We start from the raw sequence: 20,511 nt of genomic DNA, 5'->3' as shown, positions 1-20,511 counted from the left end.
AGGAAAAAATGAAGGAATTTCATTGTGGTTCGCTCGTACCGGGCTGTGAATGGCACACCAGGCACGAAGACGAGGCGGAAGTGATCCGCAGGGCGGTCGAGCACCTGCGCGAAACGCATGGCGAAACGACCATTCGCGAGACGATGCTGGAAGCGATTCGCTCCCGGATCGAGCGTGTGCGCGACGCCGCCTGACCTCGACAAGTTATAAGCTTTACGGGCGCTCCCCTTAAACCGGGAGCGCTTTTGCTTTCTCCAGCAGGGTCGTCTGGTCGAGGGTGAAGCCCGAGCCGACCCACATCTCCTCAAGCAACCGCATCATCTCGCCGACCTTCGGGCCGGGCGGAATGCCGAGTTCGAGGAGATCGCTGCCGCGCAGCGGAAATGCGGGCTTTTCCCATGTTTGCGCGAGCTTCAGCAGCCGCGAATAGCCGGCGGCCTCTGTCAGCGCCTTGTCATCGGAAACCGCTTTGGCCCGCGCCTGCGCAAGAGCCAGTTTCAGGCGGTCCGCAATGCCCTGAGTATCGCCGCAATAGAGCCGCTTGCGAAGCGCGAGCTCGCTTGTGTCGGCCGCGGGCAGCGCCTCAGAGGCCCATCCACGCAGCCTGTTCGTTTCCCGCGCTGAAAGCTTGAGCCGTCTTGCGAGTTCACCCATGCGCGCCGGATCGGGCGGCACGATCGCCTCCAGCCGAAGCAGCGGGTCCGAGGGCCAGCCGAGATCGTGCGCCGCCGCGACGACGGAATGGACCGAATCGATCCCCCATTTCTCGCTCTCCGGCAGTATCCTTGAAAGCACGCCCGCCTGACGCATCCACAACAGAGCGCGGGACGGATCGGGAGCGGCAAGCGTCTTCTTCAGTTCCGCCCACACCCGCTCGGCGGAGAGCCGGTCCAACCCATCCTTGAGCCGCGCGCAGGCCTTCAGGCCCTCGGCATCCGGGCGACCCGCGCCATACCATGCGAAGAAGCGGAAAAAGCGCAGAATGCGCAGGAAATCCTCCCGAATGCGCGCCTCGGCGTCCCCGATGAAGCGCAGGCGGCGCTGTTCGATGTCGGCCAGGCCGCCCACAAGATCGATGACCGTTCCATCGGCCTCCGCATAGAGCGCGTTGATGGTGAAGTCGCGCCGCTCGGCATCGCGCTGCCAGTCGCGCCCGAAGCGCACGACCGCGCGGCGGCCATCCGTCTCGACATCGTCCCTGAGCGCCGTGACCTCATAGGGCACGCCCTCGGCAATGACCGTGACGGTGCCGTGCTCCACGCCGGTCGGCACCGTCTTGAAGCCGGCGGCGGTGGCGCGCCGGATCGTTTCCTGCGGCAGGTTCGTGCTGGCGATATCTACATCCGACACCGCGTCACCAAGCAGCGCGTTGCGCACCGCGCCGCCCGCGATGCGCGCCTGCTCCCCTCCTTCCCCGAGCGCGGCGAGCAGCTTCTGGAGATGCGGATTCTCAAGCCAAGGGGCACGTCCCGCAATCGATACTCGCGCGCTCATGCGTAATATCTCTCGTAAATGCTGCGGATGATCCCGGCGGTCACGCCCCATATGCGCTGGCCGCCATAAGGCATGTCGAAGAACGCCCAGGTGACGCCATTCCAGTCGCGGCTGCTGCGCAGATGATTGGCCGGGTCCATCAGAAACCGCAGCGGCACCTCGAAGGCGGTGTCGACCTCGTCGCGGTTGAGCGCCAGCCGAAAACCGGGGCGAACGATGCCGATGACAGGCGCGATGCGATAGCCGCTGCCGGAAACATAATCGGGCATCCGGCCGACAATCTCGATCTGGTCGGGGTGCAGGCCGATTTCCTCGTCGGTCTCGCGAAGGGCGGCAAATTCGGCGTCCGGGTCGGTCGCATCGATCCGCCCACCGGGAAATGCGACCTGCCCCGAATGATTGCGCAGCGCCTCGTTGCGCTTCGTCAGGATGACCGACGCCTCGCCGGGATGGTCCACCACGGGCACCAAAACCGCCGCGTCACGGAGCTTGATTCCCCGCATTTCGTGCAATCGGGGATGATCGGGGTTCCAGCGGTGGTCCCCATATCCGTCCTTGTCCACGGTCTTGGGATCGGCTGCAACGCGCCGCCGCAATTCGTCGACCGTATAGTGGAGATTCGCCGCCGTGGGCATCATGCGCTCAACCTGTGAAGCTGGTCGGCAGGCATGACAGGAAAAATCGCGCCATGCGAGCGAACCGCGAACATGGTCGTGCCGCCGAGCAAAATTTCCTCGCCGTGGGAGACGAGCTCGTACATGACCGGCCGCGAAACCAGCGCCTCCAGCCTTCCGCGCACGAGGACATAGGGCTTGAGGCCACCCGTTTCCGGTTCGTCGACGAATCGAACGGGATGGGCCTCGTCGGCCTCGACCACGTCGCCGACATTGGTGCGAAAGGTGATGACCTGGTCCGCGCCGCTACCCGAAACATTCATCTCGACTGCGACAAAGGGCGCGTCGACCACGCGAATGCGCACTTTTTCGACCGGTGTCACCAGATAGGTCGCGCCGTCATCGTCCTTTCTGAGCACGGTCGAGAAAAGTTGAACGAGCGGTTGCCGGCCAATCGGCGTGCCGAGGTAGAACCAGGTGCCGTCGCGGCGGATTTCCATGTCCAGATCGCCGCAAAACGGCGGATTCCAGCGCTCCACAGGGGGCAGGCCCTTGCCGGCCCGGGCAGCCCGGGAAACCAGCGCTTCCAGCCCTTTGCTGTCGGCCGCGGAGGCGAGCTTTCCCTTTTGTGTATTGCTGTCTCTTGTCATGGTCACGAAATAGTCAATCTTGTTCCGATTGTCAGTCGAACTTGTTGAAATATTCTCCACCACGCGCCGATGGTTGCGCTAGGTCATGGACTCATAAATGCGTTTGAAATGGCGCCTGAAACGGCAAGAAGCTGCGAGAAGAAGCGCGAAGGGCGATGGGGTTCCATCGTTCGAGCGCTTCGACGCGGCAGCTTGCAGCCGTTTCGGCGTCCTTCGGATGTGGTCCATCGGCCCGGCTACTTTGTCGGAAAGACTTGAAAATGCACCACATTTCCTGCGTCTTTCCTTCGCGTATCCGAACCGATGGTCTCACACCATTTCAATCGGATTTATGAGTTCATGACCTGGTCTTGACGCCATAACGCTGCACTGCAAGATGAGGTTCATATGAGCGTCTATGTCAAAGAAATCCCGCTGAGCGACGCCGAGATGGTGGCGGAGGCCGACAAGGCGCTGGCCGAAATCGCCCGCATCCGCGAGGGTGTCGGAAAGGTGATCTTCGGGCAGGAAAGCGTCGTGGAGCGAACGCTGGTCGCCATTCTCGCCGGCGGACACACGCTGCTGGTCGGCGTGCCGGGCCTTGCCAAGACCAAGTTGGTGGAAACTCTGGGTACAGTGCTCGGCATGGATGCAAGGCGCGTCCAGTTCACACCCGACCTCATGCCTTCCGATATTCTGGGTTCCGAAGTCATGGACCAGGACGAAGCGGGCCGCCGCTCCTTCCGCTTCGTGCCGGGACCGATCTTCGCCCAGTTGCTGATGGCCGACGAGATCAACCGCGCCAGCCCGAGAACCCAATCGGCGCTGTTGCAGGCAATGCAGGAATATCACGTGACGGTGGCCGGCGCGCGGCATGACCTGCCCCGTCCGTTCCATGTGCTGGCGACGCAGAACCCGCTTGAGCAGGAAGGCACATATCCGCTGCCCGAGGCCCAGCTCGACCGGTTCCTGATGCAGGTGGACGTGCCCTACCCGGAACTCGACGCGGAACGCCGCATCCTGCTTGAGACGACCGGCATAGGCGATTCCAGCGCAAGCAATGTCACGACCCCCGAGCGGCTGAAGGAAATCCAGTATCTCATTCGCCGCATGCCGGTTTCCGAGAGCGTCGTCGAGGCCATCCTGTCGCTGGTGCGCTCGGCGCGCCCCGGACAGGGCGGCGCGGAAGCCGACAAGACAATCGCGTGGGGACCGGGACCACGTGCCAGCCAGGCGTTGACGCTGTGCGCCCGCGCCCGCGCGCTCTATGACGGGCGGCTGGCGCCTTCCGTGGACGATGTTCGCGCACTCGCCGAACCGGTTCTCCAGCACCGCATGGCGCTGACCTTCGGCGCGCGCGCCGAAGGCATGTCGGTTCGGGATGTCATCGCGAGGCTGGTGAAAGCGCTCTGATGGCAGTCGGCGAAGCACAGGCTCCCGTCGCGACGCGAGATGCGCTTGCGCGCGGACGGCTGCGCGCTTCGCTCGTGCCTGACCTGCTGATCGAGGCCCAGCGCATCGTCAACACCGTGATTGCCGGATGGCATGGCAGGAAGAAACGCGGAATCGGCGAGAATTTCTGGCAGTTCCGCCACTATGTGGAGGGCGAGGCGCAATCGCGCATCGACTGGCGGCGTTCGGCCCGCGACGAACATATCTATGTGCGCGACAAGGAATGGGAGGCTGCGCATACGGTTTGGCTATGGGCCGACCCCTCACCTTCCATGCTCTACAAATCGGGCGCCGCGACCGTTTCCAAGGAATCGCGGGCAATGGTGCTGACGCTCGCCATGGCGGAACTGCTTTCACGCAGCGGCGAGCGCATCGCCTGGCCGGGGCTGACCGATCCCTTCATCGCGCGCGACGGGGCCGAAAGGCTTGCCTCCCACCTGATGCATGCGGCGCAACTGCCGCTGCGGCCCGACCTCACGGGGGTCAAGCGCTTCTCGGAATTCGTCATCGTCAGCGACTTCCTCGATCCGGTCGAGGAAACCGTTGCGCTGCTGGAACCGCTCGCGCAGCGCGGCGTGCGCGTGCATCTGATCGAGGTCGCGGACCCTGCGGAAGAGAACTTCCCCTATGCGGGCCGCACGGAATTTCTTGATCCCGAGACGGGCCGGAAACTGACATTCGGGCGAGCCGAGCAGGTGAAGGACGACTATCGCGCGCTCTACCTTGCCCGCCGCGAAACGCTTGCCGCCACCGCGCGGCGGCGCGGCTGGAGCTACACCGTCAACCACACCGATGCGCTCGCCTCCGAAGCGCTGGTGCGCGTGCACATGGCCATGTCCGTCGAGAATACGGGCGGCGCGCGATGAGCTGGCTTCCGCTGTCCTTCGGCGTTCCCGCCGTTCTCTGGGGCCTGCTGGCGCTGCCGGTCATCTGGTGGTTGCTGCGGCTGACGCCGCCAAAGCCGCTTGTGGAGGTGTTTCCGCCACTCAGGATTCTGGAACGCGTGGCTAAGAAGGAAGAAACGCCGAGCAAGAGCCCCTGGTGGCTGACGCTGCTTCGGCTCGCCATGGCGGCGCTGATCGTGTTCGCCATCGCCGACCCGGTGCTCAATCCGCGCGAAAGGCTGCCCGCCAACGGAAGCCTGCTGGCAATCGTGATGGACAATGGCTGGTCGAGCGCCAGCGACTGGCGCATGCGCGTTTCGACCGCCGAACGCCTGATCAACGACGCCGAGGAGAACGGCGTGCCGGTCATGCTGGCGTTCACGGCGGAAAAGTCGAACCAGCAGATCGGGCCTTACACGACCGGGGAAGCGCGCAACCGGCTGGCAGCGGTGGCCCCGCGCCCTTTGCCGACCGACCGCGCGGAGGTGCTTCAACGCGTCGGCGACGAGCTTGCCCGCTATCCGGGCGCGAGCATTGCGGTGCTGTCGGACGGACTGGCCGCGGAAAACGACGCGCCGGCCTTTGCGCGGCTGCTCGCGCATGCCCCTGCAAACCTCGTCTGGGTGCAGCCCGACAGCCTTTCCATGCTGGCGATGACGGCGGCAAACAACGAGATCGACCGCTTCTCGATCACGGCGGTGCGCCCGCAGGGCAACGCGGCCCCGCGCAACGTGACGGCGGGCGCGCTCGACAACAAGGGCCGCCGCATCGGCGACGCCACGATCAGCTTCGGCCCCGGACAGACCGTCGGCAAGGGCGAGATGGTGGTGCCGTTCGAACTGCGCAACGATTTCGCGACCATCGTGCTTGACGGCGAGCGCCATGCCGCAGGTGTGCGCGTGCTGGACAATTCCGACAAGCGGCGGCGCGTCGGCCTGTTGTCGCAGACACCGCAGGACGCCGCCCGGCTGCTCTTGTCGCCAACCTACTACCTGCGCCGCGCGCTGCAGCCTTTCGCCGATATCGTGGAGCCGGAAAACCCCGAGATCGGAGCGGCGATCGCCGAGGTGCTGGACCAGAAGCCGGCGGTGATCGTCATGGCCGATGTCGGCGTAGTGCCGGAAACCGTGCGGCCCGACCTCGTGCGGTGGCTCAATAACGGCGGCACGCTGGTGCGCTTTGCAAGCTCAAGCCTGATCCAGGCGGGCAATGATTCCGAACTGCTGCCGGTGATGTTGCGGGCGGGCGAACGGCAACTTGGCGGTGCGTTGTCATGGACCGAGCCGCAGCCGGTCACCGAATTTCCGCCGAATGGGCCGTTCGCCGACCTCTCGCCGCCCTCCGAAGTGACGGTATCGCGCCAGATCCTCGCGGAGCCGACGCCGGACCTGATCGACCGCACATGGGCAACGCTGGCCGACGGCACGCCGCTCGTCACGGGCGACCGGCGCGGCAAGGGTATTGTCGTGCTCTTTCACGTAACGCCACAGGCCACATGGTCTAACCTGCCGATTTCTGGCACATTCGTGGAAATGATGCGGCGAATCGTGCAGCTATCGCGCAACCAGGGTGCAATCGCGCCCGGCGAAGCGTCTGCCCAGAACGCCCGGCTCGCGCCCTATCGGCTGATCGCGGCAGACGGGCAACTGGTGCCGCCGGGCGGCGAGGCGCGGCCCATCGAGGCCGGCGCGAAGGCGGCGGCGGTGACGATCGAGAACCCGCCCGGGCTCTACGGCAGCGAGGAAGGCCTGCTGGCGCATAATCTGCTGCCAGCGGATGCGGTGCTGGCTCCAGTCGTTCGCCCGCAGGTGTCGGTGCCGGTTCTGACCGAGCGATACGCACAGGACGAATCGACCGACCTGAAAGGACCGCTCTTGGCGGCGGCCCTGCTGTTTTTCCTCGTGGACGGCCTCATCATGCTGTGGATGGCGGGGCGGCTGCGCTGGCAATCGGCGCGGCCTGTCGTAGGAGCGGCGACCGCATTGCTCGTAGCGATCATGATTACTGTCGCGCCGGACTCAGCACGCGCGCAGGACAGCAAGCCGGACGACGCGACGGCAATCGATGCGGTGGCGGTGACGCACCTGGCCTATGTGGTGACCGGCAATTCCTCGGTGGACAATATCAGCAAGGCGGGACTGACCGGCCTGTCGCAGTTCATGACCGAAAAGACCGCGCTCGAACCGGGCGAGCCGCGCGGCGTGGACATCAGCAGCGACGAGCTTGCGTTCTATCCTTTGATCTACTGGCCCATCGACGCCAACGCCCCCATGCCTTCGCAGGATTCGATCGCCCGCATCGACGCCTACATGAAGGAAGGGGGAACGGTGCTTTTCGACACGCGTGACCAGTATTCGTCGGCGCTGGACGGCGCGGCCAGCCCGGCGACTCAACGGCTGCGCGACATACTGGGCAATCTCAACGTGCCGCCGCTGGAGCCGGTGCCCGAGGACCATGTGCTTTCAAAGGCGTTCTTCATCCTGAAATCCTTCCCCGGCAGGTATGACGGCAGCCCCCTATGGGTGGAGGCCTCGCTCGACGCGAGCAATCCGGACAATGCCCCCGTGCGCACCGGCGACGGCGTTTCACCGATCCTGATAACCGGCAATGATTTCGCGGGCGCATGGGCGATCGACGACAATGGCGCGCCGTTGCTGCCCACCATTCCGGGCGATCCGATGCAGCGCATCTATGCCTACAGGGCCGGCGTGAACATCGTCATGTACATGCTGACCGGCAACTACAAATCCGACCAGGTGCATGTGCCCGCCTTGCTCGAACGGCTGGGACAGTGACATGAACTGGACCGTCTCGTTCGAACCGCTGCTTTCGTGGACATTCCTCGGCCTGCTGCTGGTTCCGCTGCTGCTGCTCGCGCTGTTCGGCCTGTGGCTGCGCCAGCGCGGCGGCTGGCTGCGACTGGCGGCGCTGACGGCGTTGGCCGCAGCGCTTGCAAATCCCGTGCTGCTCGACGAGCAGCGCGATCCGCTCAAAAGCGTGGTGGCGCTGATCGTCGACCGCAGCCAGAGCCAGGACATCGGCGACCGGAAAGCCCAGACCGACGAGGCGGTGGCCCAACTTCAGGAACGGCTCGCCCGCTTCAACCAGTTCGAGGTCCGCACCATCGATGCGGCTCAGGCGGGCGCTGCCGACGAGCGCTCGGAAACGCATCTTTTCAGCGCCCTCGACAGCGCCTTCCAGGATGTACCCCCGTCGCGGGTGGCCGGCGCGATCATGGTGACGGACGGGCAGGTGCACGACCTTCCGCAGCCGTCCACCGTCCTCGAAGCACCGCTGCACGCGCTCATCACCGGGCAGGCCGACGAGTTCGACCGCCGCATCCGGCTGGAGCGCTCGCCGCGCTTCGGCATTGTCGGCAAGCCACTCGACCTCACCTATCGCGTCATCGCCACCAACAACGTCACCGGGCCGGTCGATGTGCGGGTTTCGGTCAATGGCGAACGTGTCGGCACGGAGCGCGCCTTCATCGGGCAGGAAATGCCGCTCCAGATCACGTTGCCGACGGCAGGCCGCAACATTGTCGAACTCGCCATCGATCCCGTCGAGGGCGAACTGACGGCGGCCAACAACCGGACGGTCGCGCTGATCGACGGAATCCGCGAGAATTTGCGGGTGCTGCTGGTCTCCGGCGAGCCGCATGCAGGCGAGCGCACATGGCGCAACCTCTTGAAATCCGATGCATCGGTCGACCTCGTGCATTTCACCATCCTTCGTCCCCCGGAGAAGCAGGATGGCACGCCGATCAACGAATTGTCGCTCATCGCCTTTCCGACGCGCGAACTGTTCGTGGAGCGGATCAACGATTTCGACCTCATCATCTTCGACCGCTACCAGCACCGCGACGTGCTGCCGATCCTCTACTACGACTACATCGCCGAATATGTGGAAAAAGGCGGCGCGCTGCTGATCGCAGCGGGGCCTGAATATGCGGGCGAGTCCTCCATCGCCAACACGCCGCTGATGGCCGCGCTGCCCGGCCTGCCGACCGGCGACGTGGTCGAGGAAGGCTTCTATCCGCGCCTGACCGATCTCGGCAAGCGACACCCCGTAACACGCGGGCTGGAAGGGTCGGGACAGGAGCCCCCGAAATGGAGCCGCTGGTTCCGTCTCGTCGGCATCGACCAGCCGACGGGCGAAGTCGTGATGAAGGGACCGGACGACCGGCCGTTGCTCGTGCTCGCGCGCAAGGGCGAGGGCCGGGTCGGCATGTTCCTTTCGGATCAGGGCTGGCTCTGGGCGCGTGGTTTCGAAGGCGGCGGCCCGCATGTGTCACTCTACCGGCGGCTGGCGCACTGGCTGATGAAAGAGCCGGAGCTTGAAGAGGAGCGACTGACGGCGGATTCGCGCGGCATGACGCTCAACATTCATCGCCAGACCATGAGCGAGGACCCGGGGCCCGCTGCGGTTATAACGCCGTCCGGCAAGCGCCTGTCGCTGCCGATGACGAGCGCGGAGCCCGGCGTTTTCACGGGCAGCGCCACCGTCGACGAGATCGGTCTCTATCAGGTCGCGAACGGCGAACTCACCGCGCTGGCTCATGTCGGTCCGGTCAACGCGCCGGAATTTGCCGATGTCGTTTCGACGGAAGAAGCTCTGCGACCGGCGGCATTGCGCAGTGGTGGCAGCGTGCAGCGGCTTGCCGCCGAGGGCATCTCCTCGCTCGGCTCCTCGATCAGCCTGCCGAACATCGTGCCGGTGCGCGCCGACGCGACCGCTTCGGGTAATGACTGGATCGGACTTCGCACGACCGATGACAGCGTGCTGCGCTCGGTGTCGCGCGTTCCGCTCTTCGGCGGCTTCCTCGGTCTGGCGCTGCTACTCCTCGCCATCGGCGCGATGTGGTTCAAGGAAGGCCGCTGAGCTATTCCTCGGGTTCCGTGGTGAACATCAGCGGATAGCCGGCGGCCTTGCCCGCATCGGTCGCGCGCGCCGCCTTCGTCTCCGCCACGTCGCGCGTGAATACAGCAACCACGCAGACACCGCGCCGGTGCGCGGTGATCATGATGCGATAGGCCTGGTCTTCGGTAACGCGGAACTCCGCCTTCAACACCTGCACCACGAATTCGCGCGGCGTGTAGTCGTCATTGATGAGAATGACCTTGTGAAGCTTCGGCCTCGCCAGCTTGGGGCGTGTTTTCGTTTTCGGCTTGGAAACGGAATCCGTCATATGCGCATCCCATCGGTTCGAATCACGACTATCGCCTCCGCACATGGCGAAAGCATGTTGAGCACCCTCCCTCAACCGTTCTTACAACTGGCGGTTTAGCCGGATAAAAATCAACAACTTCGCCGCGAAATCGGACTCACTTTGCGAAGGACCTGAATCATTGCGGCAAGCAGTTGATTCAAAACTTCAACCTGCAAGCCATCACCGCCGCAGCACCGCCTGCAGAACGTCGCGCACGCCGATGGCGCCCACGAAACGCGACGCCTCGTCGAACAGCGCGACCGGCGCTGTGTTCGACCGATGAATGGCCAGCATGACCGTTTTCAACGGCGTGCCGGGCGTTGCCCAGAACACCTGGCTACCGTCGTCGGGCGTGGTCTCGACATCCGCGACCGAGATCCACGATGCCGGTTTGCCCTCGCGCTCGGCGGCTGTCACAAGCCCGCTCTTGTCGATCTTGAACCGCGTGGTCTGCCGCCGGTCGAGCCACACCCAGCCTCCCCGGCCCGCCGGTTCGAGTTCGTGCATGGAACGCATCACGTTCCATGCAGTCAGCACCGAGAGCGGATTCACATTGGCGATGAAATCGCGCACATAGTCGTTGGCAGGCCGCAACACGATATCTTCCGGCGCGCCGGTCTGCACGATGCGACCGCCCTCCATGATCGTGATGTGGCTGCCGATCTTGAGCGCTTCTTCCAGATCGTGGCTGACGAAAAGGATCGTCTTCTTGAGGCGCGCCTGAAGCTCGAGCAACTCGTCCTGGAGCTTGGTGCGGATCAAGGGATCGAGCGCGGAAAACGGCTCGTCCATGAGCAGGATCGGCGCTTCGGTTGCAAAGGCACGGGCAAGGCCGACGCGCTGCTGCATGCCGCCGGAAAGCTCATGCGCATATTTGCGGCCCCATTGGTCGAGACCGACAAGCTTCAACTGCTTTTGCACGCGCTCCTTGCGTTCAGCTTCGGGAACGCCCGCAAGCTCCAGCCCGAAGCCCACATTTTCCTCTACCGTCCGCCAGGGAAGCAGGCCGAACTGCTGGAACACCATGGCGACCTGCTTCTGGCGGATCGCCCGCAGGGTCGCCTCGTCGCAGGTGGCAACATCGACCGTCCTGTTGCCCTCCTTCACGAAGATATTGCCGCGCGTGACGGTGTTGAGGCGATTGACCGCGCGGAGCAATGTGGACTTGCCCGAACCGGACAGGCCCATGAGCACGGAAATCTCGCCTTCGTTCACCGTGAGGTTGGCGCCTGCGCAGCCGAGCACATTACCCGTCTGCTCAAGTATCTCCGACCGGGTCGCACCCTTGTCGGCAAGTGCCAGAGCGCGTTCGGGATCACTCCCGAACATGATATCGACGTTCCTGAAATCGACAGCGACGGTCATTTCTTGCCTCCAACGCCGATGCGGGTCATGCGGTCGAGAACGATGGCGAGCACCACGATGGCCAGGCCCGCCTCAAGCCCGAGGTCGATGCGCCGCGAACCCAGCGCGCGGTTGATTTCGGTACCGAGACCGCCCGCGCCGATGAGAGCGGCAAAGACGACCATGGACAGGGAAAGCATGATGCACTGCGTCAGGCCCGCCATGATGGTGGGGAGCGCGGCGGGAAGCTCGACCTTCCAGAGCAGTTGCCGCTTGGTGGCACCGAACGCCTGCCCCGCCTCGACAATGGCGGTTGGCACGCTGGTCATGCCCAGATGCGTCAGGCGCACGGCTGTCGGTATGACGAAGATGATCGTGACGATGAGGCCGGGCGCGTTGCCGAGGCCAAACAGCGTCAGCACCGGGATCAGGTAGACGAAGGTAGGCAGCGTCTGCATCAGGTCGAGGATCGGCAGCATGACCTTGTAGACCTTCGGCTTGTGCGCGGCCCAGATGCCGAGCGGCACGCCGACGGCCATCGACGCGGCCGACGCCGCGACAACCAGCACGAGGGTTTGAACCGTCTGTTTCCAGAGCCCCTGGTTGATGATGAAGAGCAGCCCCAGGGCAACTCCGATCGCGAGGCCCCTGGACCGCTGCAAATACCACGCAAGCAGCGCGATCAGCACGACGAGCAGCACGGGGGGCAGGACGAGCAGCAGGTCCACCGCGCCGTTCAGCAGGAAGTTCAACCCGTTTGAAAAGCCGCGCAGCACGGCATTGAAGTTGTCCGTCAGGAACTCGAAGAACGCCTTTCCCCAAGCCCCAATGGGGATTTTATAGCTCGCAAGAAACTGGGATACCGGGTCCATCTTCCCCTCTTCTTTTCACTGGCCTGCTGTCGCAACAAAAAGGGCAGCCTCCGGGGAGGCCGCCCTTTCTGGATTTATGCTGCGCCGGACGCTGTCATCAGCCTTCCAGCGCCGCTTTGACCGCGGCGGCGGCATCACCCCCATCGAAGGTGGTCACGCCCTGAAGCCAGGGCGTCGCGACATCCGCATGACCCTTCAACCATTCCTTGGCGACATCGTTCGGATTCGCGCCCTTCAAAATGCTGTCCATCATGGTGTTTTCCATGGACAGGTCGAACTTCAGGTTCTTGATGAAGGTCCCGACATTCGGGCACTCGGTGAGATAGCCCTTGCGCACATTGGTGTGGACGGTGGCCGCCCCGAAGCCTGAATCGCCCATACCATCCAGATAGGTGATCTTCATCTCGCCCATCACCGGGTGCGGCGTCCAGCCGAGAAACACGATCCACGCATTGTCCTTCATCGAGCCTTCGGCCTGCGTGAGCATGCCCGCCTCGGAGGATTCGACAAGCTCGTAGCCGTGCAGCCCGCTGTCGGGATTGGCGATCATGTCGAGGATGATGCGATTGCCGTCATTGCCGGCCTCGATGCCGTAGACCTTGCCGTCGAGCTTTTCCTTGACCTCGGGCTTGGCGAGATCGGCAAGGGTCTTGACCCCGGCATCGGCCATGTAGGTCGGCACGACCAGGCCGTAGCCTGCCCCGTCGAGGTTCAGGCTGATCGTTTCGACCGAGCCTTCGGCGGTGTAGTCCTTGATGTCGTTGGTCATCGACGGCATCCAGTTGCCGAGGAACACATCGAGGTCGTTGTTCTTGAGCGAAGCATAGGTGACCGGAACCGAGAGCTGGATGACTTCCGGCTCGTAGCCGAGCGCGGTGAGCAGCACGGACGCCACCCCGGTTGTGGCCTGAATGTCGGTCCAGCCGACATCGGAAAGGCGAACTTTCTTGCAGGACTCGGCGTCGGCGGCATTGGCGGCGCCCGAAAGGGCGAAACTCGCCAGGCTGAGGGCCAAGGCAAACGACTTGTAGGCTGACATTCAATATTCTCCCATTTGATGCCCGGGCGCGCGCCGGATCTTTTCACTGTCCCTTGTGCGCGAACCAAACACCATTTTGACTCCCATGCAAGCAACAACATGCGCGCACGCGCCGCCCACTTCTCTATTCACGACATGGCAGGGGATACAAGCATTTACGCAGTGATGCGAAATCGAAGCCGCCTCCTTCCAATCGAAATCGGCCCCCCTTATATTCGCAACAGAAACGACCATCTCCGAGGAGGGTGCGCATGGCCGAACTTCAGAACTTCGACGCCGAGATCGAAAAGACCAAGAAGGTCGTCGAGGAGATGCGCACCAGGATCGACCAGTCGTCGACGGTCCTGGATCAGTTCGCCCGATCCGACGCCAAGATCGGCAATGCCGATTTCGACATCGAGAACGCGCGCATCGAAGATGTGCTCAAGCAGCAGAAGGTGATGGAAAGCAACATCGCCGATCTCATCATCGGGCTTGAGGATGCGACAAATGTTTTCGGGTCCGAGTTCGAGAGCATGAAGAGCTTCACCACCTGGGAAAGCATCGTCGGCATCTTCTCCGAGGCCTCCAAACAGCGCATGCGGACCGACCGCGTGCGCAACATGTCGCTGGCAGGCAACCTGCAGGAACTGCTCGCCAAGTCCGACACGATCGTCGGCATACTGAAAGGCCAGAAGCAGATCCTCGACCAGCGCTACAAGACTTCGGAAGCATCGCTGGAACAGGTCATCGAGCGCCGCAAGGCGACCATGGTGGAGCTTGAGGCCGTTCAGAAGCGGATCATGGAACTCAACCCGCTCCTGCTGGACGTCGAGAACAGGATCTCCGCATCCACCAACCAGAAGGAGCGGACGAAGCTTGAAGGCGAGCGCTCCAAGCTTGCGACCGAATACAATGAAAAGCAGGCGAAGGAGCAGGAACTGCTCGCGGGCAGCCAGACGCTGGAGCGCTACACCTCCATGTTCCAGACGTTTGTGGACTCGCTGAACAACCAGATCGCCGCTCAGAACACGCTGATCAACAAGCTGACCATCGACACCGAACAGCGCATCGTCCTCTACAAGGCGCTGGAGGACTCACTCAAGACCGCGGCGCAGCAGGACGTGGCCCACAAGATCAACACGCTCGGCTCGCAGGTGGACAACACCGCAGAGGAAACCATGGCGGGCATCGGCGCGGCCGCGCAGAAGCATATCGGCGACCTGCTCGAACTGCATGAGAAGAACATGGTCACCACCGCCGACATCCAGCGCCGCAAGAAGCTGGCGGATGAAGCCTTCGCGCGGCGCTTCGACGAGGTCATGCGCAAGCACAACACATCCGACTATGTGCGCGCCTGATCCTGACGCATGACGCCCGACAACGAACCCGCCGCGCAATATTTCGCGGCGATCTCGGCTGCGCTTTCCGGTCTGGAAACCTACATGTCCGACGAGCGGTCCGCGCTCTACCGGCACGATCTGGTGACCAAGGTCGCGGCGCAATACATCGCCCGGCTGGAGCGGACTTTCGCATGCTGGCAGAACCGGCTCGGCTTTGTGGAGAAGTTCCGCATCTCGCGCGCCGACAGCGGGTTTCCGGTTTTCCAGCATGTTCTCGAACTCGAAAACGACCGGCGGCAGGCAGAGGAACGGCTGTCGTCCATCCCACAGGCCGACGAACTGCGGGCGGAGATGGCGGACTTCATCCTGCGCCACAAGGATTTCCCCGCCGCACTCCAGCGCACCATGGCCGAACGGCTCTATCTGGAAGATGTCCGCAACGGGCAGATTTTCGCGCCCTTCGTGCTGGCGCAGACCTCCAAGGTTTCCGTCAATCCCAACAATGGCCGCCCCTACTATCTGGTTCACTGGGGGACGTTCGACGGCACCGCTAACCTGCCGCTGATCTACATGGCGACCATCGAGGATTCCTCGCCCGCACTCGTTTCGCAATTGGTGACGTCGGACAACAAGCTCAATGAAGGGGTCAAGATACCCCTGCCGGTGGACGGCCTGCTGAACCCCGAACTTGCCCACCAGTTCGACGCGTTCACCGAGAAGAACTCAGCCTATACGCTTTCGCCCGCGACAATCGCCGGAAATCTGGACAAGGACTTCCCGACGCTGCATCCGAAGCAATTGCGTCGCCTCGTGCTCGGGCCGTTCTATTCGGCGGGCATCACCGAAAACAATTCGACCGTGACCGAAGTACTTTCAAAGGTTCGCAAGCCCGAGAATGCGTGGCTGCTGACCTGGACGGTGCAGGAGGTCTACTCGAAGGCGGAGCGTCCCGGACGGCGTGGCCTTTGGTCGAGCGAGCAGGCGACGCAGGAATTCTACATCAACACCGACGACCTCGAAGCCGCGCGGCAGGGCGTGTCGTCCTATGAGAAGCACGCGCTGATCCCGCACGAAGCCTATCAGGTGCTCTACGCCGCCGGAGAGGCGCAGAAGATCTTCGGCGGATACAAGGTTCATGTGCTCTCGAAGGGGCAGGTGATTTCCGATGTCTAGGAGAAGGACCGCATGGATACCGGCCTGACCACGATCGCCGAAGCGGACATTGAAAAGCACGTGCCGACCGCGCAGAGCTTCATCACGCGCATCGTCGTGCTCGAATCCGCGGATGCAAAAACCGGAACGGCGCTCGCCGGCACCAACCGTCGCTTTGTCTCGACCGTTTCCACGGGTTCGGTCGGGCGCAGCCGCGAGGTCGAGCTGACCAGGACCGTTGCCGCCGTGCGGCCCGGCGACCAGTTGCTGGACATCGCGCAGCACACGCTGCTCTACCGCGCGCGACGCGGCATTGCCGTCGCGCTCGCCGTCTCGGACGTGTTCGCCCGCAGCACCGAGCTTGAGGCGTTTCAGGCGCGCAATGCGCGCACGCCGCTGGAGGGCGAAGACGCCTCCCGCTTCCGCAAGCTGCTCTCGGCGTCCGCCTATGTGTCGGCGTTCACATTCGCCTCCTACCTCCTGCAACTGATCGACGGCGACGGTGAGGCGCCGAACGACATCGCCGAACCGCAATTCAATTTCGACACGCCGCAGGATGCGGTGAAATCGCTCGTGGCAGGGCTGGATACGGCGATTTCCGGCGCGCAGGATGACGCCGCGCTCACCGCGCGTGCCCGCGCATTTGCCGGGGTGGCGATGGAAGGGCTGCTGTCTCGAAAGGCCCGCTTCGACGGGCTCGGCGCGTTCGAGGACACGCATATCCGCATCGAGAAGGACGACTTCAACATTGACGGCTTTGACGTTGCGCCCGGCAAGAAGTCGAAGCCGCTCGAAATGACCTTCAAGAAGCCTGACGAGGTCGTCGGCAATCACATCGCGAAGTACCAGTCGCTGAAACTGGCAAAGATGCTGATGGCCTATGATTTCGACCGGCAGATGAACCCGTTCGTCGAACTGGGCGGGTTCCTGTTCACCTTCATCGGCGACGGCGCGCCGGGCACCGGCAAGACGACGCTGATCCAGATGATCGCGGGCATGGTCAACGGTTACTGCCAGATTGCCGGCTATCCATTCCACTACGAGAATTTCGGCGTCGACCAGATTTCATCCTATCAGGGCAAGTCCGGCCAGAACTGCAAGGCGTTCATCGACAATGTGCTTAACCCGCGCGCCATCGGCTTCGGCACCGTCGATGACATCGACCAGGTTGCGGCGAAGCGTTCGGATGACCGCGCCTCCGCGGGGCAGCACGAAATCACCGGCGTGCTGATGGCCGCCTTCTCCGGCACGAACACCGTGATCCGGGGCAATTGTTCCTTCGGCATGTTCTCCAACTACCCGGAAAACGTGGACGATGCGCTGAGGCAGCGGGCAGGCGCGCGATGGCTGGTGGACGGGCCGCAGACGGAGGCGGACTACATCGACATTTTCGTTCTGCTGGCGGGAAAGAACCACAAGATTCCGCTCGGCAAGCACGAGCTTTATGCCGCGCAGGAGATCAAGCGCGCGGTGGACACGGCGTATGAGGGTCATTCCAGGCCCCACGAAGACGGGTTGATGAAGGTCTACGAACGCTTCACCAAGGACCACGGCCAGCCGAAAACCATGGCCGATGTGGGCGCGTACCTGCACATGATCAAGGAAGCCGAACCCCGCTTCACGGGGCGCGCGATCAAGAACGTCACCGATGCGATCAAGATGCGCGCCATGGACATCGAGCTTCCCGACGCATGGTTCGAAGCGCCCGAAACCTTCATGCGCAAATCCTATGACGAAAAGAAAGCCATGATCGAGGACCTGCGCGGCCCGTTCGACATGGAGATGGTCATGCAGGAGATCAATCGCTACGCCGACAGCGAGTTCCGCTATTCAGACCGCGCCGACGATTCCGCCGTGCAGAAGATGCTGCGCGACGCCCGCCTGCGTGAGCGCGCCGCACGCGAGATGGAGGAGTTGAAAAAGAAGGGGCTGTGGAATGCGTGAGCGCCGAGGCACCTGATGGACCTGTTGCGCCAGAATGAATTGATCTACGGGCGGCTGCTGCCGGTCGAGGAGCCGCATCTGATCGAGCGTTACAACAAGGCGCTGAAGGCATTCGGCCTCAAGCCGACCAAGCTGAAGAAATTCGAGATCGACCGCACCGGTTTCTCGCCGCAGGTTGCGAACGAACTCGGGGACCTGCTCTATCTCGATCCGAACGAGGTCAACCGGCGATTCATCATCCTGACGCCGCAGCAGATCGACCTGCCGGTCGTGCACACGGCGTTTTCGAACACCGGACAATTGATCTTCGAGTTCATGTCGAAGAACAGCCGCGCCATCGACGCGCTGACGATCAAGGACGTGATCTACGGGGAGATCGAGGACAGCGTCAACAAGGTGGAGTCAATCGAGGACCTGCTGTCCATCAACCAGGTCGAGTTCAAGGTGCTGTCGGCGGAAGATGTGCTGGGCAAGGCTGCAGAGCTTGGCAAGCTCGTCGACCGCCTCAAGCTCGAACCCGATGCATGGCGCGACGACAAGCTGCTCAACCGCATGGTCGAACTTGCGAAGGTCACAGGCGATATACGTGAGAACGCGCTGGTCCCGGACCAGGTGATTTTCCGGCACAATGCATTCTGGACAAGCCATTTCGGCGGCATCTACGTCTTCATCGACAAGGACATGACGACGGTGATCGGCGATCCGACGGCGCCGGGCTTCAAGCGCTCAAGGCCGTGGCAGGTGAGCTATCTTTCCATCACCGACGCGGACCGGGTGTTCCGCTTCCTTGCGGGCACGGGGCGCCTCGAATTGCCGCGCGCCTCGTGGATCGAGCAATCGGGCTATCTCGAACACCGCGCGGAAATGGCGATCCGGGCGATGATCCGTGAGGCCGAGCCGCAACGCGACCTGACCGACGCAAGCCTTGTGTGGTTCCAGACATGGATCCAGACACATGCCGACATGATCAATCGCGAAGGCACGTTCCCCTTCCTCAACGCGGCGAAGCGCGAAATCGCGCAATACGGCCAGATCCGGCTTGAAGAAATGCCCCCGCCGCTGCGCTTTCTGGTGGTGCGCGCCAGGCCGGACCACCCCGATGCATGGCTGACAAACCGGCTGATATCGGATTTCGTACGGTTCGATTTCGTGTCCCGCTATGTCTTCAACAAGCAGGGTTTCTACAAGGACTACGACTCTTTCACCCCGCAATGGCGGGAGAATGTTGTCGAGACGCTGAAAAGCTCATATCTCAAGGACAAGGCTGCTTTTCGCGAACACCTCTACGGCCTGATCGACTGAAGGAAGTGACAGATGCTCGACCCGATTGTAGCTTTCTTCGTGCGGCTATTCGGCTGGATCGGCCGGGGCATCGGTCTCGTCATCGGCATCATCCTGTGGCCCTTCCTTTGGCTCACCGGCTGGTACGCGCAGCGCAACTGGGCGATCAAGGGAGTTGTCGCGCTGGTGCTGCTCGGGTTGGTGGCCTTCTACGGCTATTTCATCTGGCAGACGCAGGTCTGGACCAATTTCAACCCGGACTACCCTGACGCCCGCGTCGCTGAAGACGCCAGCAAGACGCTCGCAGGCGTTCCGGTCGGCGTTGATGCAGCGGCGGCGCTCTCGGCGACGGAAGGAGGGCCGGCGACGGCGCAGGCCGTGCAGGGCACCGGTCAATCGTGCCAGCGTTCGGCAATCGTTGACGTCTCCGCCGATCTGGTCGATTTCAACGTGAACCAGAATGCGTGGATTTCCTCCATGCTCGCCTCGAAGATGGGTTTCTTCGGCATCCCCTGGCGCAACACGCCCTTCCTCGACAACAAGGCCGCTTTCCAGCTTGGCATCAATCAGGTGATGCGCCGCACCACCACCGAACTTGTCGATTCGCTCGGGCGCGTGCGCGGAACTTCGCAGATCGACCAGAATTTGCAGAATGCCCGTACCAATCTCGCCTGGAACGAGGAAGCCTGGTACATCGGCTGGCGTGGCCCGACGCGTCCGACGCCGAGCGTCTATCGTGAAGCCATCGGCAATCTGCACACTTTCAACGACCAATTGGCGAAATGCCAGGCAACGTTCGATGCGCGCGCCGACAATCTGCTGACCTTCCTCGACCGCATCACGGGCGACATCGGTTCGACCTCGGACATCCTGCGTGCGCGTATCGAAAGCTCCAATGCAGGCTGGTTCGACCCGCGCGCCGACGACCGCTTCTGGTTCGCCTATGGCCAGCTCTACGCTTATTACGGCGTGCTGCGGGCGACTCATGCCGACTTCAATGCGGTCATCAACGAACGCAATCTGCGGCAGATCTGGGACAATATGGAAGGCCAGCTCCGCACCTCGCTCAACATGCAGCCGTGGATCATTTCCAACGGCAATGAATCGTCCTTCATCTTCCCGTCGCACCTTGCGACCATGGGCTTCAACCTTCTTCGGGTGCGTTCGCAACTCGTGGAAATCAGAGGAATTCTCGACAGGTAGGGTCGCAATCGGGCCAATCGGCGGCTGTTTTACGACAGCCCGCAAAGTGGCGAAGCTGCGTCAATGCCGGAC

17 protein-coding genes are annotated in these 20,511 nt (G+C 63.0%); 10 read left to right on the top strand and 7 right to left on the bottom strand.

Features of this window, described 5'->3' with window-relative positions:
- The first annotated feature begins 8 nt into the window (after positions 1-8).
- On the top strand, positions 9-194 hold the full coding sequence (locus tag M9924_11920) for a DUF1059 domain-containing protein (GenBank protein ID MCO5065106.1): 186 nt from the start codon (positions 9-11) through the stop codon (positions 192-194).
- Between the two features lie 34 nt (positions 195-228).
- Here the strand turns inward: M9924_11920 and M9924_11915 are convergent, their stop codons facing one another.
- Genes M9924_11915 through M9924_11905 form a run of 3 tightly spaced genes read right to left on the bottom strand, consistent with a single transcriptional unit; the run spans position 229 to position 2,758 of the window.
- The gene (locus tag M9924_11915) at positions 229-1,494 is read right to left on the bottom strand and encodes a CCA tRNA nucleotidyltransferase (GenBank protein ID MCO5065105.1); all 1,266 of its coding nucleotides are present in this window, start codon (positions 1,492-1,494) and stop codon (positions 229-231) included.
- The gene (locus M9924_11910) at positions 1,491-2,129 is read right to left on the bottom strand and encodes a CoA pyrophosphatase (GenBank protein ID MCO5065104.1); all 639 of its coding nucleotides are present in this window, start codon (positions 2,127-2,129) and stop codon (positions 1,491-1,493) included. The genes M9924_11915 and M9924_11910 overlap by 4 nt, the downstream gene beginning before the upstream one ends.
- On the bottom strand, positions 2,129-2,758 hold the full coding sequence (locus M9924_11905) for a DUF1285 domain-containing protein (protein MCO5065103.1): 630 nt from the start codon (positions 2,756-2,758) through the stop codon (positions 2,129-2,131). The genes M9924_11910 and M9924_11905 overlap by 1 nt, the downstream gene beginning before the upstream one ends.
- Positions 2,759-3,145: 387 nt before the next feature.
- Here M9924_11905 and M9924_11900 point away from each other — a divergent pair, with 387 nt between their 5' ends.
- The 4 genes from M9924_11900 to M9924_11885 are packed head-to-tail and all read left to right on the top strand — an operon-like array spanning position 3,146 to position 9,954.
- Positions 3,146-4,150 carry a MoxR family ATPase gene (locus tag M9924_11900; protein MCO5065102.1) on the top strand — a complete coding sequence of 335 codons (1,005 nt, stop codon included), beginning with the start codon at positions 3,146-3,148 and terminating at the stop codon, positions 4,148-4,150.
- Entirely contained in the window at positions 4,147-5,055 is a 909-nt protein-coding gene (locus M9924_11895) for a DUF58 domain-containing protein (GenBank protein ID MCO5065101.1), read from the top strand. Before M9924_11900 ends, M9924_11895 begins: the two co-directional genes overlap by 4 nt.
- Complete coding sequence (locus tag M9924_11890; protein MCO5065100.1) at positions 5,052-7,868, top strand: DUF4159 domain-containing protein; 2,817 nt, start codon at positions 5,052-5,054, stop codon at positions 7,866-7,868. Before M9924_11895 ends, M9924_11890 begins: the two co-directional genes overlap by 4 nt.
- Position 7,869: 1 nt before the next feature.
- A complete protein-coding gene (locus tag M9924_11885; protein MCO5065099.1) occupies positions 7,870-9,954 on the top strand; it encodes a glutamine amidotransferase in 2,085 nt (694 codons plus the stop codon).
- 1 nt (position 9,955) lies between these two features.
- Here M9924_11885 and clpS read toward each other — a convergent pair whose 3' ends face one another.
- From clpS to choX, 4 genes are all read right to left on the bottom strand, one after another.
- Positions 9,956-10,261, bottom strand: coding sequence for an ATP-dependent Clp protease adapter ClpS (gene clpS / locus M9924_11880; GenBank protein ID MCO5065098.1), 306 nt, complete (start codon positions 10,259-10,261; stop codon positions 9,956-9,958).
- A gap of 201 nt (positions 10,262-10,462) precedes the next feature.
- Positions 10,463-11,647: a choline ABC transporter ATP-binding protein gene (choV, locus tag M9924_11875; protein MCO5065097.1), complete on the bottom strand. Its 1,185-nt coding sequence runs from the start codon at positions 11,645-11,647 to the stop codon at positions 10,463-10,465.
- Entirely contained in the window at positions 11,644-12,498 is an 855-nt protein-coding gene (choW, locus tag M9924_11870; GenBank protein MCO5065096.1) for a choline ABC transporter permease subunit, read from the bottom strand. The genes choV and choW overlap by 4 nt, the downstream gene beginning before the upstream one ends.
- A 97-nt stretch (positions 12,499-12,595) precedes the next feature.
- A complete protein-coding gene (gene choX / locus M9924_11865) occupies positions 12,596-13,537 on the bottom strand; it encodes a choline ABC transporter substrate-binding protein (protein ID MCO5065095.1) in 942 nt (313 codons plus the stop codon).
- Between the two features lie 251 nt (positions 13,538-13,788).
- Here choX and M9924_11860 point away from each other — a divergent pair, with 251 nt between their 5' ends.
- The 5 genes from M9924_11860 to M9924_11840 are packed head-to-tail and all read left to right on the top strand — an operon-like array spanning position 13,789 to position 20,439.
- On the top strand, positions 13,789-14,877 hold the full coding sequence (locus tag M9924_11860; GenBank protein ID MCO5065094.1) for a hypothetical protein: 1,089 nt from the start codon (positions 13,789-13,791) through the stop codon (positions 14,875-14,877).
- A gap of 9 nt (positions 14,878-14,886) precedes the next feature.
- On the top strand, positions 14,887-16,032 hold the full coding sequence (locus M9924_11855; GenBank protein MCO5065093.1) for a hypothetical protein: 1,146 nt from the start codon (positions 14,887-14,889) through the stop codon (positions 16,030-16,032).
- Between the two features lie 12 nt (positions 16,033-16,044).
- Positions 16,045-17,955 (top strand): ATP-binding protein, encoded by a 1,911-nt coding sequence (locus tag M9924_11850; protein MCO5065092.1) that lies wholly within the window; start codon positions 16,045-16,047, stop codon positions 17,953-17,955.
- Between the two features lie 15 nt (positions 17,956-17,970).
- Positions 17,971-19,257, top strand: coding sequence for a hypothetical protein (locus tag M9924_11845; GenBank protein MCO5065091.1), 1,287 nt, complete (start codon positions 17,971-17,973; stop codon positions 19,255-19,257).
- A gap of 12 nt (positions 19,258-19,269) precedes the next feature.
- A complete protein-coding gene (locus tag M9924_11840) occupies positions 19,270-20,439 on the top strand; it encodes a DUF2333 family protein (GenBank protein MCO5065090.1) in 1,170 nt (389 codons plus the stop codon).
- Positions 20,440-20,511 lie beyond the last annotated feature (72 nt).

The organism is Rhizobiaceae bacterium, from assembly GCA_023953835.1.
Classification (GTDB): Bacteria; Pseudomonadota; Alphaproteobacteria; order Rhizobiales; family Rhizobiaceae; genus Mesorhizobium_G.
This window is presented reverse-complemented; position numbering and strand designations above follow the sequence as displayed.